15 protein-coding genes and 1 other RNA gene are annotated in these 14542 nt (G+C 57.2%); 1 reads left to right on the top strand and 15 read right to left on the bottom strand.

Annotation, left to right across the window (positions count from 1 at the left end):
• Positions 1 to 2: 2 nt before the first annotated feature.
• From L7A20_RS08430 to L7A20_RS08415, 4 genes are all read right to left on the bottom strand, one after another.
• Positions 3 to 2831: a GNAT family N-acetyltransferase gene (locus L7A20_RS08430; protein WP_336603569.1), complete on the bottom strand. Its 2829-nt coding sequence runs from the start codon at positions 2829 to 2831 to the stop codon at positions 3 to 5.
• A gap of 137 nt (positions 2832 to 2968) precedes the next feature.
• The gene (locus L7A20_RS08425; protein WP_237223074.1) at positions 2969 to 3490 is read right to left on the bottom strand and encodes a DUF4190 domain-containing protein; all 522 of its coding nucleotides are present in this window, start codon (positions 3488 to 3490) and stop codon (positions 2969 to 2971) included.
• Between the two features lie 158 nt (positions 3491 to 3648).
• A complete protein-coding gene (locus L7A20_RS08420) occupies positions 3649 to 3858 on the bottom strand; it encodes a hypothetical protein (RefSeq protein WP_336603568.1) in 210 nt (69 codons plus the stop codon).
• Positions 3859 to 3945: 87 nt separating this feature from the next.
• Complete coding sequence (locus L7A20_RS08415; protein WP_237223073.1) at positions 3946 to 5151, bottom strand: PucR family transcriptional regulator; 1206 nt, start codon at positions 5149 to 5151, stop codon at positions 3946 to 3948.
• Positions 5152 to 5293: 142 nt separating this feature from the next.
• Between L7A20_RS08415 and L7A20_RS08410 the strand changes: the two genes are divergently transcribed.
• Positions 5294 to 6670: an MFS transporter gene (locus L7A20_RS08410; RefSeq protein WP_237185386.1), complete on the top strand. Its 1377-nt coding sequence runs from the start codon at positions 5294 to 5296 to the stop codon at positions 6668 to 6670.
• Positions 6671 to 6734: 64 nt separating this feature from the next.
• Here L7A20_RS08410 and ssrA read toward each other — a convergent pair.
• The 11 genes from ssrA to L7A20_RS08355 all read right to left on the bottom strand — a co-directional run bounded on the left by ssrA (position 6735) and on the right by L7A20_RS08355 (position 14278).
• Positions 6735 to 7110: a transfer-messenger RNA gene (ssrA, locus tag L7A20_RS08405) on the bottom strand.
• Between the two features lie 150 nt (positions 7111 to 7260).
• Positions 7261 to 7944, bottom strand: coding sequence for a DUF4190 domain-containing protein (locus L7A20_RS08400; RefSeq protein ID WP_237223072.1), 684 nt, complete (start codon positions 7942 to 7944; stop codon positions 7261 to 7263).
• 21 nt (positions 7945 to 7965) lie between these two features.
• Positions 7966 to 8460: an SsrA-binding protein SmpB gene (gene smpB, locus L7A20_RS08395; RefSeq protein ID WP_135012007.1), complete on the bottom strand. Its 495-nt coding sequence runs from the start codon at positions 8458 to 8460 to the stop codon at positions 7966 to 7968.
• Positions 8457 to 9581 (bottom strand): peptide chain release factor 2, encoded by a 1125-nt coding sequence (gene prfB, locus L7A20_RS08390; RefSeq protein WP_237223071.1) that lies wholly within the window; start codon positions 9579 to 9581, stop codon positions 8457 to 8459. Before prfB ends, smpB begins: the two co-directional genes overlap by 4 nt.
• An 81-nt stretch (positions 9582 to 9662) precedes the next feature.
• Positions 9663 to 10154 carry a pilus assembly protein TadG-related protein gene (locus tag L7A20_RS08385; protein WP_237223070.1) on the bottom strand — a complete coding sequence of 164 codons (492 nt, stop codon included), beginning with the start codon at positions 10152 to 10154 and terminating at the stop codon, positions 9663 to 9665.
• Complete coding sequence (locus tag L7A20_RS08380) at positions 10151 to 10609, bottom strand: pilus assembly protein TadE (RefSeq protein WP_237195454.1); 459 nt, start codon at positions 10607 to 10609, stop codon at positions 10151 to 10153. The genes L7A20_RS08385 and L7A20_RS08380 overlap by 4 nt, the downstream gene beginning before the upstream one ends.
• Entirely contained in the window at positions 10590 to 10976 is a 387-nt protein-coding gene (locus L7A20_RS08375; protein WP_237223069.1) for a TadE/TadG family type IV pilus assembly protein, read from the bottom strand. The genes L7A20_RS08380 and L7A20_RS08375 overlap by 20 nt, the downstream gene beginning before the upstream one ends.
• A 9-nt stretch (positions 10977 to 10985) precedes the next feature.
• Positions 10986 to 11183 carry a hypothetical protein gene (locus tag L7A20_RS08370; protein ID WP_237195971.1) on the bottom strand — a complete coding sequence of 66 codons (198 nt, stop codon included), beginning with the start codon at positions 11181 to 11183 and terminating at the stop codon, positions 10986 to 10988.
• 67 nt (positions 11184 to 11250) lie between these two features.
• A complete protein-coding gene (locus tag L7A20_RS08365; protein WP_237195449.1) occupies positions 11251 to 12186 on the bottom strand; it encodes a type II secretion system F family protein in 936 nt (311 codons plus the stop codon).
• Positions 12183 to 13037 (bottom strand): type II secretion system F family protein, encoded by an 855-nt coding sequence (locus tag L7A20_RS08360; protein ID WP_237223068.1) that lies wholly within the window; start codon positions 13035 to 13037, stop codon positions 12183 to 12185. The genes L7A20_RS08365 and L7A20_RS08360 overlap by 4 nt, the downstream gene beginning before the upstream one ends.
• Complete coding sequence (locus L7A20_RS08355) at positions 13034 to 14278, bottom strand: CpaF family protein (protein ID WP_237195430.1); 1245 nt, start codon at positions 14276 to 14278, stop codon at positions 13034 to 13036. The genes L7A20_RS08360 and L7A20_RS08355 overlap by 4 nt, the downstream gene beginning before the upstream one ends.
• Positions 14279 to 14542: the final 264 nt, after the last annotated feature.

The following is a 14542-nucleotide window of genomic DNA, read 5'->3' as shown; positions in this document are numbered from 1 at the left end:
ACTTAGCTGCTCATGGTTCGGCGGGCAGAATCGGTGCGCTGCTGGGGGTTGCCCAGGCGTATCTTGGCACCCACCACTGTGAGGGTCTCTTGTGAGAGCAGAACGGGGTTGAGTTCAAGGTAGGCAATCTCGGGGTGGTTGTCTTTCATCAGGGCTACCCGGGCACAGAGGTCTTCGAGCAGGTCAACCCGCACCTGGGGCAGGTCGCCGTCGGCAAAGAGCTTGGCTGCTGCCTTGGGCGAGCGCACCATCTTGTAGACATCCCTTTCGGTTAGCGGTGGGATGCGGTGGGCCCAGTCTTCCAGCAGACTGGTGGCGTCCCCGGCCATGCCGAAGGAGACTACGGGGCCGATCAGGGGGTCTTCGATGCCGGTGAGTACCGCTGTTTGACCGGCCGGGGCCTGTTTTTGCACGGTGAGGTCGAACCTGCCGTAGGGTTCGAGCACGCGGTGCATTTGGGCTATTTCGCTGATGAGTTCGGCGTCGCTTTCGATGCCCAGGCGCACACCGCCCAGGTCTATGCGGTGGCGCAGGAAGTCGTCGGTGGTTTTCAAGACAACCGGGTAGCCACCTGCCTGGGCAGCGGCCTCAACCGCTTCTTCTGAGGTGTCAAAACCGTATTCGGGTAGCAGACTAATACCGTAGTGGGCAAGGAGCTCTTCGGTGGCTGCAGCTGGCAGGTCAAGCAGGTTTTCACCGGTCACCTGGGTCAGGTGCTGGGCTATATCGGCAGCCGCCGCCTTGGGGCTGACATTCTCAGGGGTGGCGAGCACACCGGTTTCCTTTTCGCGCCACTCCACATAGTCCATGACGCTGGCCAGGGCCAAAATTGAGGCACCCGGGGATTCGAAGCAGGGTAGCCCTTCTTGCAGGACGGGGGTGCTCTCCCCCGCTGTGCCGTGCTCTGCCGGGGCGGGCGTCCGCTCATCCGGGTCTTCCCAGATTCCGCGAAGGGCTGCTTCAAAGCTGAGCGTGCCGGGGAAGGCAGCCACCACGGGTTTTCCGGTGCGCTTGCCTGCGCGGTAAAGGACGCGGGCAACGTCCTTGGGGTCGATAGAGTCGCCGGTGAGGAAGACGCCGATGGCCGCATCAATATCTGATGCTTCGAGGGCGCTGGTTGCTACGTCTTCAAGTACCTCTAGCCCGTCGATACCGTCATCGGTAAGCCTCAGCATAGACTCGGTCACCCGCACATCGATGTTCAGGGCCTCGGACTTGTCGGCGATAATCTGCCCCAGGGCTGAGGCGTTGGAGAGGATAGCCACACGCCGCCCAGCAGGAAGGGGCTGGGAGACCAGCACCTGGGCAACGTCGAGCACCTGGTCAAAGGTTTCGGCACTGATAACTCCGGCCTGCTTGAACATGGCATCCAGGGCTTCGGTGGGGGCGATGGAGGTCCGCCCCGAATGCCCGGGAGGAAGCTGCTGGCCGGTCACAGCGTTCTTGGCCACGAGCACGGGTTTGACGCGGGATAGCCTGCGGGCGATACGGGAGAACTTTCGGGGGTTGCCGATAGATTCGAGGTAGAGGGCGCAGACGCGGGTAGCATCGTCGTCCTCCCAGTACTGCATGATGTCATTGCCCGAAACATCTGCTCGGTTACCAGCAGAGACCAGGGACGACACCCCGATGTTGCGTTTGACGGCGGTATTCGAGAACATGGCGCCGATAGCCGAGGACTGGCTAAAGAGCCCCAGGGCACCGGGCTTGGGGTCCTGGGCGCTGATGGTGGCGTCGAGGCGGACGCCAGGGTTATTGTTCAGCAGGCCGAAGGAGGCAGGGCCGATGACGCGCATACCGTGGCTACGTGCTGATTTCACCAGGGCTTTTTGGCGGGCGCGGCCGCGGGCCCCGTCGTCCGCGTAGCCGGAGGTGTAGATGAGGACGCCGCGGACGCCCGACTCGCCGCAGGCTTCTACGGCTGCGGCTACCTCGGCGATGGGGACGGCGATAATAGCTAAATCTACACGGGCCGGCACTTCACCGATGCTGGGGTAAACGGGCACCTCACCGGCAGGTAGCTGGTCCTCGTTAACGCCGTAGAGGGTGCCGGTGAATCCGCCTTCCACCAGGGTTTTAATGACCTTGTGACCGTTGGCCTCCCAGCGGGGTGCTGTACCGATCACGGCAACAGTGTCTGGGGCAAGGAGCTCAGCGATAGATTTGGCTTCGGCACGGTGCTCGCGGGCTTCCATCACGCCGCGGGAGCGGTCGGTGGGGTCGATGTTGAAGTAGACCATGACCAGGCCGTCTTCAAATTCGCGGGAAATCTCGTAGCCCGCATCGGTGAAGACATTGAGCATTTTGCGGTTCTGCGGCAGGACTTCGGCGCTGAACCTGTCGATACCGCGCTCGTTAGCAGCTGCTGCGAGGTGTTCTAGCAGGATTGACCCGATGCCGCGCCCCTGGTGGGCATCGGAGATCATGAAGGCCACTTCGGCCTCGGTGGGGTTGTGGGTGCGGTCGTAGCGGCCGATGCCGATCATTTCATCGCCCAGCATGATGACGAAGGCGACCCGGTTATTGTGGTCCACCGTGGTGAACCGAGTCAGTTCTTTGTCGCTCAGGGTGGGCTTGTGGGTGAAGAAACGCAGGTAGATAGTGCGTTCAGACTGGCCCGCGTACATTTTTTCGAGGGCTGCCCGGTCGGTAGGGACGACGGGGCGCAGGTTGGCGGTGGCTCCGTCGCGCAGGACGACGTCCGCCTCCCAGTGGGCCGGGTAGATGAAGGGGATTTCGTCGGTTGTGGGGTGGGCTGGGTCAGCCGGGGTGAAACGCGGGGCGTGGCCGTCCTGCTCGTAGCGGCCTGCGGGTGCTTCTGATTCAGTCACGGGGTGCTCCTGGGCATGCTGGGGGCGCTTTCCCCCATCATAACGCGATTGAGGTGGAGCTCACAGCCCCATGGTTGCGATGGGCCCTCTCGATGATTAGTGGAAGAATAAGAGTCGCTGCAGGCTCCCACTCATTTTTAGTAGCTGGTGTTGCTCTCGATACAGCGGGTGATAGCCTCTTCGTCCCCGGCGTGGGTGATTTCGCAGTTTGCGGTTTCGGCCCCGTTCAGGAACCAGCTCGCCATGAAGTAGAAGAAGACCGCCACCGGGATGCAGAGAATGCCCAGGGCAATGCCGCCCCAGGCCATACCGGCTGTCTGCCCATGAAAGCGGGTGCGCGGGTTACGCTTGCGAGCGTGTAAGGCTTTGATACCCAGCACGATAGCTGCCACCGCAGGGATGAGAGCCAGCAGGGAAAAAACTCCCGCCATGAGCACTACAAGCCAGCTCACTACGCCCACCGATAGTGCCATAACCGCCTGGTAGTAGCCACGGCCTCGCTTGTCACGCACCATTGCCCCATAGGGCCGACGGTGGGCATCAGGCACCCGGTACTGGGTAGGTTCGCCGAGGGTTTCGTAGTCCAGCGCAGGAGGCAGAAGGACGCCTGTGCCCGCGGGTGCTTGCGACTGGGGGGTAAGCGGGGGCTGGGTGCTCACGGCGTCCTCTTTCTTCCTAAAACCATTGGCCCGCTACTGGGCCTTATCCTATGGTCAGCTTACCAGCACCGTCACCTCGTAATCTAGGCAACAGTCCCGCTTCTACTCACCGCATAGAGGCGAAGAAACGGGGCTGGGACTTGCTGCTACTCAGAGAACTAGGCGGTAACAGCTACCTTTTTCGGAGCAATTTTGAGCAGGGCGGCACCAATAAAACCAAGCACAACTCCCAGTCCCATGACCAGGGCTGATACACCAAAGGAAACAACCGAGGTGAAGAGAGAAGCGCGCAAGAAAGAAGCGTCCATCACCAGGTTGCGGCGGGTCTGAAGTTCTTCTGCGAGCTGGTTGCTCGCTGCAACCCACACGGTGGCACCCCAGTCAGCATGACGATAGCGGCAAGAATCGCTACAAGCCCGGCAAGGCATGACATGGTAGCCCTCTCAAGAAATGCTTCAGACTGAATCACCTACACTAAGAGCACCTTTCAGGGCCATATCGTGCCGCAGCCACATTAGTTCGATACAGGTATCAATATCATTCAACCTACAGCCGGTGATCTGCTCAAATTTCGCGACCTTATTCCGCAAAGTATTCTCGTGGATATAGAGAGCCTGGGCAGCATCACGATAACTACGGCCATGCTCCAAAAACGCCCACACATACATCAGCAGGGCTTCACCGCCGCCGCGATTCTCCCGCAAAGGCGCCAATAACCCCTGTTCTACAACATCCCCCAGCCAGGGAGTACAGGCAACCGCTAGGCGCCAGCCCCGGCTACGCACATCAAAGCACCCTACGCTGCCCGGTTCTAACGAAGCCAAGACGATTCGTGCTTCTTCCAGCGATTCTGCAAGTTTTCCAATACGCACGGGGCACCCAAGAGCCAGAACTCCACCCCGAAGATCCTGCCGTTCACTCGCTCGGGAGGCAGCAGCGTCCGCCCCCTCAAGGGCTGGAAGCGTCCCCACCAGGCACCCCTCAACCGCATCGGCTACAGCCGGGGCAAGAGCATCCGAAAAAGCGTTCTCAACCTCAGCAGCCCATGTAATCGGGGAGATCTCCCGACCCAGAACTACCTGATATTCCAGCTCCCCGGGCAGCCCCAGGCGACTGGCCAGGCGCTCTTCGTCCGCCGCCTCCAAAACCCCCTGCACAAGACGAGTTAGAAAGTCGCGTTTTTCAACCTTTCTCCGCTCGGTGTCGCTCAACAGGGCAGGTTCATAGTCGCGCGCCGCCTGAACCATGAACCACTCACCCACCTCCCACATAACCCCCATGGCCTCCAAGCGCTTTTCAAAAGGCAAGCCAGAACACTCAGCCATCTGCACAAATCTTCGCTGGGTAGCAGATAGAGCAAGGCGGTGCGCCCTCAACACAGAGGCCAAAGAAACCCCCTGCACCTTTCGGCGAGGAGCCACCTCATAGACCCTTTCACGCCCACCATCCAAGACTTCATCTACAGGAGTAGAACTTTCTAGGCACATTATCGCCGCATCAAAAACCCCTGCCACGCTATCAACCAGCTCTTCACGTGGCACTGCCCGGTACTCCGAGAGCTCATCAACAACAGCTCTTACAGCACTCACCACCAGGGCATCCTTTTCCACAACCAGAGTTCGCAGTAAAACATCCAAGCTAATGTAAGGTATCTCACGCATATCACTATTGTAGAAAATTACACACCGGAACAACATGTAATGAAAAAACCTACATTGCCATGATGTAAATCACATTATTAGTGTTAGTGCAACGCCTACCGCACAGGGGGCGTCCGCACAAACAACACCAAGGGAACCAAAGATGACAGAAGCAATCTTCAAAGCAGAAAAGGTGATGCAGCCGGTACGTACCACAAAGCAAAAGCGCAAAGCCTTTATCGGGGCCGTCTCCGGGCACCTCATCGAATGGTACGACTACGGCGTCTACGGCTTCGTCGCCATCTACGTAGGCGCGGCCTTCTTCTCGGCCAATACACCGGCAGTAGCCCTGCTTGCCTCCTTTGCCACCTTCGCGCTTTCCTTCTTCATGCGCCCCCTCGGTGGCTTCGTCTTCGGCCCGCTCGGTGACCGCATCGGACGCAAAAACACCATGGCCCTGGTCATGTTCCTCATGTCGGGCTCCACCTTCATGATTGGCCTGCTCCCCACCTACGAAACCATCGGTTTTATAGCCCCAGCTCTGCTGATCCTGGCGCGCTGCCTTCAGGGGCTCTCTGCGGGCGGTGAAATCGGTACCGTCACTTCCTACGTCGCCGAATATGGAGGCCCCGAACGTCGCGGCCTAGCCACATCGCTACTCATGACTATCGCAGTCTCAGGCCTTATCTTGGGCTCCATCGTAGCCAACGGCCTTGCCTCAATCCTGGGCGATGCTGCCATGCAGGAATACGGCTGGCGTATTCCCTTCATCATTGCAGGCCCGCTCGGCCTCATCGCAGCTTTCATCCGCTCCCGCTTGGAAGACACCGCCCAGTTTGAGGCAATTTCAGAATCAGGCCATCAGGAGAAGCGCCCCATCCGCGCCACCTTCCAGTGGAAACTCAACATCACCCTGGTCGCAGGCTCCATCGCCCTGCTGGCAAGCATGTTCTACCTTATTTTGACCTACTCCTCCACCTACTTCGTCAAGGACCTAGGATTCTCAGCTAATACCCGTTTCTGGTTCATCACCATCGGCGGTCTAACGGCGGCCTCCCTCATGCCCCTGGGCGGCCTGATTACCGACGTTTTCGGCCGGCGCTGGTTCCTCATGGCAACCTCTGCGCTCACCATACCCGCGCTCTACTGGTACTTCACCACGGCCCCGGGCTCAACGCCGTCCGAAATCTTCCTGCCCTTTATGGTGATTTGCGTGCTCTTTGGCCTCTACTCTTCAACCCCCTACGCGGTGATGAGCGACCTGATTCCCACGTCCATTCGCGCCACCGGCATTTCCATGGGCTACAACATTCCCGTTGCAGTCTTCGGTGGCTCCGCGCCCTTCATAGCCACCTACCTGGTCAATGCAACCGGCGACATTACCTCGCCCATGTACTTCTTCATCGGGTGCGCGGTTCTCTCGTTCCTTGCCGCGGCGTTTACCACCCAGAAAAACTATCAGCGGGTTCGTGACGCCGATGCTGACCTCATGGAGAAGGTTGCTACTTCATCTATCCCCACGGTAGAGCCTAAGAAGTAACGCCAACTCGCGGAGACACAGAAAAGGCCCTCCGCCCGGATTATCCGGGCGGAGGGCCTCAATACTGTGGAGATGCGGGGAATCGAACCCCGGTCCGATGTGGCGTCAACGGGTCTTCTCCGTGCGCAGTTTGTGAAAGCGGTGTTTTCGGCTACCTTGCTTGCGCAAACACTTACAAGGCCTAACCTAGCCGTATAAAAGTCCCACCCGGCCCTACGACAAGGACGGGCAGCAGTGGCCTTTTAAACTGATGGTAGGGGCTGAGCCAAAGGCAAGCTCAGGCTACCAGACTGCATCGCTGGGATTATTAGGCAGCGAGTGCGAAGTCAGTGCGCTTAGATTCTGCACTTATTTTTTTGCAGAGGGCGTTAACGAGATAACCCTGCGTCCTCGGCACGCTTCATCCATCTCAACTCACATCGTCGAAACCGATCATCCCCATATTCTTTTATCAAAGAACGCCAAGCTAAGCGTTTTCCAGTGTTCTTTCGAGTCGCAACTCATCAGTAAAAGGCACCGGCCCAATTAGCTCGGATGTACCAGTCTACCAGCTGGCTCTCCATGCTGTAAAGAGCCAGCTGGCAGGTGAATTAGACGTTGCTGTTTGAATCTGTGACCTCAAGGCCCAGCTGCTGGTTAATGCACTGTTCCATGAGAACCTCGTCCTGAGAGTAGGCCATGCATTCACCGAAAGCTGAGAAAATCCAGCCGAAGAACACCAGCATTGCCAGGGAAATGAGAATACCCAGGGAGCTGAAAACAATACCGGTAATAGCCAGGCCCTTGCCGCCGCCACCGGTCTTGGTCTTACGCAGGGCGACAATACCCAGCACCAGACCAACGATGCCCAGGATGCCGCCCAGAATGACCCAGCCACCCAGGAAGGATAGGATACCTAGAATCAGCGACGTAATGGCAAGTCCCTTGGGTGCCGAGGCTACCTGCTGGCCGTAAGCGTCATACCCGTAGGAGGGGTAGCTGGCTGGCTGCTGGCCGTAGTTAGGCTGAGCATAGGTAGGCTGCGAGTAGCTGGGCTGTGAGGAAGCGCTGTTACCCTGCTGGCTGTAGTCCCCGTATGCCTGCTGGGGGCTGTTGTAGGTCTGAGTGTTATCGCTGGCGTAAGGATTATTCTGGGCTGCCTGCCCTGCAGCTTCATGCCCGTAGCTTGAAGAGCTGGGTGAAGCGTCCTGCTGGCCCTGTCCTGATGCACCTGAGCTGTGCTGCCCGGGCACGTAGTCGCCGTAGGGGTTTTCCTTGTTGTTTCCGGTGGTCATTTCTCTCCTTCGAGTAGGTTCTTATCCCAGGTTCTTATAGCGCATAGCGCGCTGGGCTTCGAGGTTGTCCTGACGCTCACGCAGGGCCTGGCGCTTGTCGTAGTCGCGTTTACCGGTGGCCAGGGCAATTTCTACCTTGGCGCGCCCCTTGCTGAAATAGAGCTTGAGGGGCACGACGGTATAGCCGCTTTCCTTGAGCTTCTGAGCGATTTTGTTGATTTCGCTGCGGTGCATGAGCAGTTTGCGACGGCGTCGGGCAGCGTGGTTAGTCCAGGAGCCACGACCGTACTCAGCAATATGGATACCCTCTAGCCACAGCTCGTTGCCGTACATCTGGCAGAAACCGTCGGTGATTGAGGCTCCCCCATCGCGCAGGGATTTAACCTCGGTGCCCATGAGCACCAGGCCGGCCTCCCAGGTTTCTACGATGTTGTAGTTATGGCGGGCGCGGCGGTTGGACGCTATGGTGTGGTTATTCGGGTCTTCTTTCGTTACTTTTTTCTTAGCCACGATTATTCTTCGTTCTTTCTTTTCTGTCGTTCTGCCGCGCGCCACCGCACGCCGGCGTCGATGAAACCGTCGAGCGCACCGTCGAATACGGCACTGGGGTTTCCCTCTTCGTAGTTGGTTCGTAGGTCTTTGACCATCTGGTAGGGGTTGAGCACATAGGATCGCATCTGGTCGCCCCATGAGGCTTTGACGTCACCGGCAAGTTCCTTCTTTTTGGCGTCCTCTTGCTCTTTGCGGAGCAGGAGGAGGCGGGATTGCAGGACGCGAAGTGCTGCGGCTCGGTTTTGTAGCTGGGACTTTTCGTTCTGCATCGAGACCACAATGCCCGTGGGGATGTGGGTCATGCGCACAGCTGAGTCTGTGGTGTTGACGGACTGGCCACCGGGGCCCGATGAGCGGAAGACATCGACCTTGAGTTCGGATTCTGGGATTTCGATGTGATCTGTCTGCTCGATGAGGGGGATTACCTCTACCGCGGCGAAGGAGGTCATACGTTTGCCCTGGCTGTTGAAGGGAGAGATACGCACCAGACGGTGGGTTCCCGCTTCAATTGATAAGCGCCCGAAAGCGTAGGGGGCTTTGACTTCGAAGGTTGCAGATTTGAGACCGGCTTCCTCGGCGTAGGAGGTATCCATGACCGTTGTGTCAAAGCCGTTTTTCTCTGCCCAGCGCAGGTACATACGCAGGAGCATTTCGGCAAAGTCGGCGGCGTCTACGCCACCGGCTCCTGCGCGGATGGTGACGACAGCATCCCGCTGGTCATATTCTCCCGAGAGTAGGGTTATGACTTCAAGCTCTGCTAGACGCTTTTCAATAGCGTGCAGTTCTGTTTCTGCTTCGGCGAGGGTAGCGGCGTCGTCCTCTTCATCGGCTAGTTCTACCAGGGCCTCGAGGTCGTCGATAGCCTGGCTTAGTTTGACGAGCTTGTCGAGCTCTGCCTGCTTGTGGGAGAGCTGGGAGGTTACCTTTTGGGCGGCGTCGGGGTCGTCCCAGAGGTCGGGAGCACCGGCTGCTTCAGAGAGTTCTGCGATGGTGGCACGCAGCTGCTCAACGTCGCTGACCTCTTCAATGGAGGCGTAGGTTGAGCGCAGGGTTTTAATCTGGGCAGAAAAATCTAAAGTAGCCATGACTATTAACCCTAACTGAAAACAGGAATAAGCGCCCGGTTTTGCCCCTGTTTTGCGCTGAGGGGGCAGAGCGCTTCTGTTCTAGTCTTGGGTGGTGATAACGCGCGCCCGGCCGGTAACGGTGATATCGATGCCGTCTGGTAATACAACAGAGAGAAGTGGTGGGTGGGCCCTGGCAGAAAGGACGATAACCGCAGTGTTGTTTCCCGACGCCCCGGTTGCGGGGTTTAAGGTCAGGTGGGAAAAGTCGGCACCGGCGCCGCTTTCTTGCAGAAAGGTATGAGCGGACGCCTGCACCCCGGCGCTAGTGAGAGTCACCTGGGCCTGGGCCTCCCCTACCGCTGTGATGCCCTCAATGCGCTGAGCGGCAGACGTCGCTGCTTGGTCGGCTAGAGCCTGGAGGCGCTGTCTTTCGAGGTAGACGGAGCTTACTCCAACGACGGTGGAAGCAACCAGCAGAAGTACCAGGCACAGCCCCACGATGAGTGGAAGGACGCTTCCCCGTTCAGCTTCGCTCTCGGCGGCCTTAGGGCAGGGCACCTGCTGAAACTGGATCTGTTTATACTGCGTCATGAGTAGTCTCCTCCCCAACTCACAGCCTGTGAGGTCATAGTGGCAAGAGTCGGTGCCCCTGGCCAGGGCACTAAAGGCAGCCCGACCTCAACGGTAACGTCCACCGACATCCGCTCCCCCGCAGCGCAGACGTCCTCGCAACTCAACGTGGCGGTAACGGTGTTAGCGTCTAGACCAAAGTCGCCAGCTGTTAGCGCCGCAACTGTTTGAACAGCAGATTGGTTACGTTGCTCCGGTGGCAGAAACTGAATCACCTGTAAAGCATGAGAACTGGCATTAGATGCCGCAAAAGCAGCCGATTGCATGGCAAAAACTGACAGTAGAAAATAGACTGTTGGAACCATCAGTAGGGCACCCAGACCAATAAATTCAACCAGGGCACTGCCCTGTTCAGGGTGGTCTGTACGTTGCATTTCTTCAGCTTTACTATTGGACTTACCACTGAACCACAGCATGCCCGCTCACCTCCCACTGGGCTGCTGCCCCAAAAGGCCCGAGCAGGGGAACCGGGGCGGTCACGGTAATCTGCACAGCTTCTACTCCCTGCCATTGGGTAATGGAGCTACTAATCGTCGTTGAATACCGGTCAGGAAGAACTGAGTACAGCAAATCACGCGTCCGTTCCTCCCCATCGGCAGGTTCCCGGTCGAGCATGGCCCCGTAACGTGCCCCCTGAGATGCCGCGTCCTGCAGCACGTTACGGGTAAATAGGGCAAAGGCAACCTGCAGGACGCCAAGAAAAAGCAAAACAACCAGAGCGGATACCATAATGAACTCCGCCGTCGCGTTACCTCTCTCATCCTCAGGGGGCGCTGCTCTCACGAGATTCTCCTAGCGGTTAATCATTGACATTGCGTTATTGAACATATTGACGAGAGCGTCCTGGGCAACCACCAAGATAGCGGCCACGAGTATCGCGGACATCATCGTTATCATCACCCAGCCAGGCACGTCCCCGCGCTCAGGGTCATCCTGGCTTGTCATAGGCGCAACAAGGCTGAGAAGGACTTTGAGGTAGGTGTCGGTCATGAACTTCTTCATGAGATTCTCCTTTGAATAGGGTGGGTGGGTATGGACTGCCCGCAAGCGGGCGGGATTAAAAATTGAGGTTTAGAAGAGAAAGACCTGGGAACATCGCAAAAAGTACGGTAAGGGGAAGAATCAGAAAGACGACGGGGGCCATCATCCCGATTTCTTTCTTTCCGGCCGTCTCCATCAGTTCTCGTTTGGCGTTGTCACGCACATCTTGTGCCTGGGCTCGCAGAACATCTGCCAGAGGTGTGCCGCGCTCGATAGCTACAACCAGACCGTCTACAAAACGAGATAGGGCTGCCACCGACGTCCGTTGTGAGAAGCTTTGCAACGCAAAGACCAGCGATTCGCCGGAGCGCGTCATCGCAAGGATGGTCTGAAATTCACGAGAAAGCTCGCCCTGCGAGCTACGCACTACTCGTTCAAGCGAACCGATGGCTGATTCGCCCGCAGTAACGGACAGGGCCATGAGCTCTGCCAGGGCAGGAAATTCAGCCAGCATGGCTTTCTCCCGTTTTGCAATCTGCTGAGACAGCCAATAGTCACGAGCAAGGAACCCGGCACCGGCGCCTAATACAATCAGGAGGATTCCGGGCACAAGGTTTACTTTTCCCTGGGCAAGTCCCACACCTACCAGACAGATACAGGACGCTGTAGCCACGAGACTCCACAAAACCTGTTGTACCCGATACTCAACAACCGTCAGATGCCCGCCTAACTGGGTAAGGCGTTTTTCAAGTGATACCGTGTCAAAGCTAGACCTACCCAGCCCACGGTAAATTTTTTCGACCCAGGGGGCGAGAAGGGCCGCACTTGCGCCGTACACCCCCTCAGGCAGCGTGCTATACGGCGTATCTGGGCGGTTCTTCTTCAGCTCCGCGGCACGAAGCTGGGGCGCTATACGGTCAGCAAAGCTCTCGCGGCGCTGGGTCCAGATACTCGAAAGCACCAGCCAGATTCCTGCCGCTAGGAAAAGGCCGAGGAGAAGGGAAAAGTTCATGCCAGTACCCTCTTCTCTTCTGGTAGGGCCCCAATACGCATCATCAGCCTGTATGCAATAACGGTCAGAGCCAGACCACTTGCAAGCACCACAAAACCTGCAAAGCTGTTGTAAATTCTGATAGTGCTGGGCTGGGTAGCCATAAGGCCTAAGACCACCCAGGGAGCAACACAGGCTAGACGGGCAGCGTTGACCGTCCATGACTGTCTAGCCTCAAGTTCAGATCGCGTTCTGCTGTTTTCACGCAAGAAAGTACTTAATGTGCCCAACAGGCGACCTAAATCAGTTCCGCCTACCTCACGAGTGACTTTGAGAGCTTCAATGATGTTGTCAGCGGTGGGGTCGCTCAAACGGTCCTTGAGACGGTTGAGGGCTGGAAGGAACTCCCCGCTAGCACGGTAGTCTGAAGCAAAACTAGTAAAAGCCGGACGCAGGGGCTCTGGCCCCCGGTACTGAAGCTGCATGAGAGCGTCCGGAAGCGACAAACCTGCACGGATTGCTGACCGCAGATGGTCCACCGCATCCGGCCATAAATCCCGCAACTGAGCCTGCCGCTGAGCAGCACGATGCTTAACCACTAACCGAGGGCTAAAGAACCCAACGCCCGCAGCCAGGGCAGCCAGAGGAACCAGTGAGGTCAACGCGAAGGTCAGCACCATTGCAACAAGAGCAGCTACAGCAGAAACCATATAAAACATAGTTACCGTGAACTTTTCTAGGTCTGCCTGGCGCAGCAGCTGTTGTATCGCTGGGGCTTTTCGTTCTTTTTTCTCCTTAGCGGGGAGCTCCCAAAAGGACATATAGATTAAGAGGGCGCCGATACCGAACATCAGCCCGAATAAAGCACTCATGCCAGTGCTCCCTCGCAGTTAAGAAGGGTCTCAGGGGCGTAGCCAGCACGAATAAATTTCTCAGGCGAAGGCACCTCAGAAGCAACACATACCAGCTGGTCACCTTCTCGTCTAAACAGTGTGCTGGTTTCAATTACCCCGTTTTCGACCCGGTTACCAACAGCAAGAATCTCTCGTACCTGCCGTTTGCCCCGCAGATTACGGTCGCAGTGAACCACTACATCAAAGCAAGAAGCCACGGTGGGGACGACAAACGAACTCGAAATGTTGTCACCGGCCAAGAGTGGAAGGGTGCACATCTTCGTGATTGCATCGCGAGCTGAGTTAGCGTGGATAGTACAAAGCCCCGGGAGCCCGGAGTTGAGCGCGATGAGCATATCAAGAGACTCAGCTTCGCGCACCTCACCAATGATGAGGCGGTCGGGTCTCATACGCAAAGCCTCTTTCACTAGGCGCCGGAGCGGAATCTCGCCGTGCCCTTCCAGGTTGGGCTGACGGCACTGCAAATTCACAACATCGCGGAGGGGAATTTTGAGCTCAAAAATCTCCTCACAGGTAATAACGCGCTCCCGCATGCCAATAGATGCTGACAGACAGTTCAACATGGTTGTTTTGCCAGCCTGAGTAGCACCAGAGACCAGGCAATTTAACCCGCTGGCCACGGCTGCATCTAAAAACTTTGCCGCATCTAGGCTGAGAGACCCCAGCTTAACCAAATCACTCAAGCGAGTTGCTCGCGCAATAAACTTACGGATATTGATGGCCCAATGACGGCGGGTAACATCAGGAATAGCTACATGGAGCCTAGAACCGTCCGGCAAGGAGCTGTCGACAAAAGGTGTGCTCAAATCAAGACGTCGTCCCGAGGTCTTGAGCATACGCTCTACCAGCGCACGAATCTGTTCCTCGCTCAGGGTAAGCCCGGTGAGCTCAGACTCTCCAGCACGAGCCACAAAAATCTCGTCCGGAGCGTTAATCCAGATCTCTTCAACAGAGCTATCATCAAGATACTGCTGAATCTCGCCAAAGCCGCATACCTTGTCGAAAAGGGAGCTGATCAGGGAGTCAGCATTCTCAAGTCGCGGCACTACACCCCGTAGCATCTGGCGCTCGTACTCAGCAATGGCCTGCTGGATGAGCTCCTTGGCTTCCACCTGCTGTACGAGTGGGTCGATACTGCTTCGGCGAATCAAGTCACGCACGTCTGCTTCAACCAGCTCTTCTGCTTGCGCTATAGACATCTGTCCCCCTTACGCTCCATTGCGATCAGTCGATGAATTACCAAACAAGATACAGTTGATTAGGTAAAACAATCAAACACCCCAGGGCTACCCTGTGGATAACTGTGCCCCGCACGCCTTTACCCAGCTAACAAGAATGCAATGAAGTTGCACCTGACAAGCCATAACGCATGAAGGCTAAAGTTTTTCCACAGCACCTCAAACCTACTACGGATAAACGTAATGTTTTGACACACAACTAGTTACTGACTAGTAACAACGCAC

Source organism: Rothia nasimurium (assembly GCF_928381415.1).
In the GTDB taxonomy this organism is placed as follows: domain Bacteria; phylum Actinomycetota; class Actinomycetes; order Actinomycetales; family Micrococcaceae; genus Rothia; species Rothia nasimurium_H.
Note: the sequence above shows the minus strand (reverse complement) of the source record. Positions and strands in the feature narration are given on the sequence as shown.

Bases quoted from the DNA above. Each gene is read 5' to 3' on its own strand.
- L7A20_RS08415 (WP_237223073.1), bottom strand. From the start codon at position 5,151: ATGCGTGAGATACCTTACATTAGCTTGGATGTTTTACTGCGAACTCTG.
- L7A20_RS08360 (WP_237223068.1), bottom strand. From the start codon at position 13,037: ATGAGTGCTTTATTCGGGCTGATGTTCGGTATCGGCGCCCTCTTAATC.
- L7A20_RS08355 (WP_237195430.1), bottom strand. From the start codon at position 14,278: ATGTCTATAGCGCAAGCAGAAGAGCTGGTTGAAGCAGACGTGCGTGAC.
- L7A20_RS08365 (WP_237195449.1), bottom strand. From the start codon at position 12,186: ATGAACTTTTCCCTTCTCCTCGGCCTTTTCCTAGCGGCAGGAATCTGG.
- L7A20_RS08385 (WP_237223070.1), bottom strand. From the start codon at position 10,154: ATGACGCAGTATAAACAGATCCAGTTTCAGCAGGTGCCCTGCCCTAAG.
- L7A20_RS08410 (WP_237185386.1), top strand. From the start codon at position 5,294: ATGACAGAAGCAATCTTCAAAGCAGAAAAGGTGATGCAGCCGGTACGT.
- L7A20_RS08400 (WP_237223072.1), bottom strand. From the start codon at position 7,944: ATGACCACCGGAAACAACAAGGAAAACCCCTACGGCGACTACGTGCCC.
- L7A20_RS08370 (WP_237195971.1), bottom strand. From the start codon at position 11,183: ATGACCGACACCTACCTCAAAGTCCTTCTCAGCCTTGTTGCGCCTATG.
- prfB (WP_237223071.1), bottom strand. From the start codon at position 9,581: ATGGCTACTTTAGATTTTTCTGCCCAGATTAAAACCCTGCGCTCAACC.
- L7A20_RS08380 (WP_237195454.1), bottom strand. From the start codon at position 10,609: ATGCTGTGGTTCAGTGGTAAGTCCAATAGTAAAGCTGAAGAAATGCAA.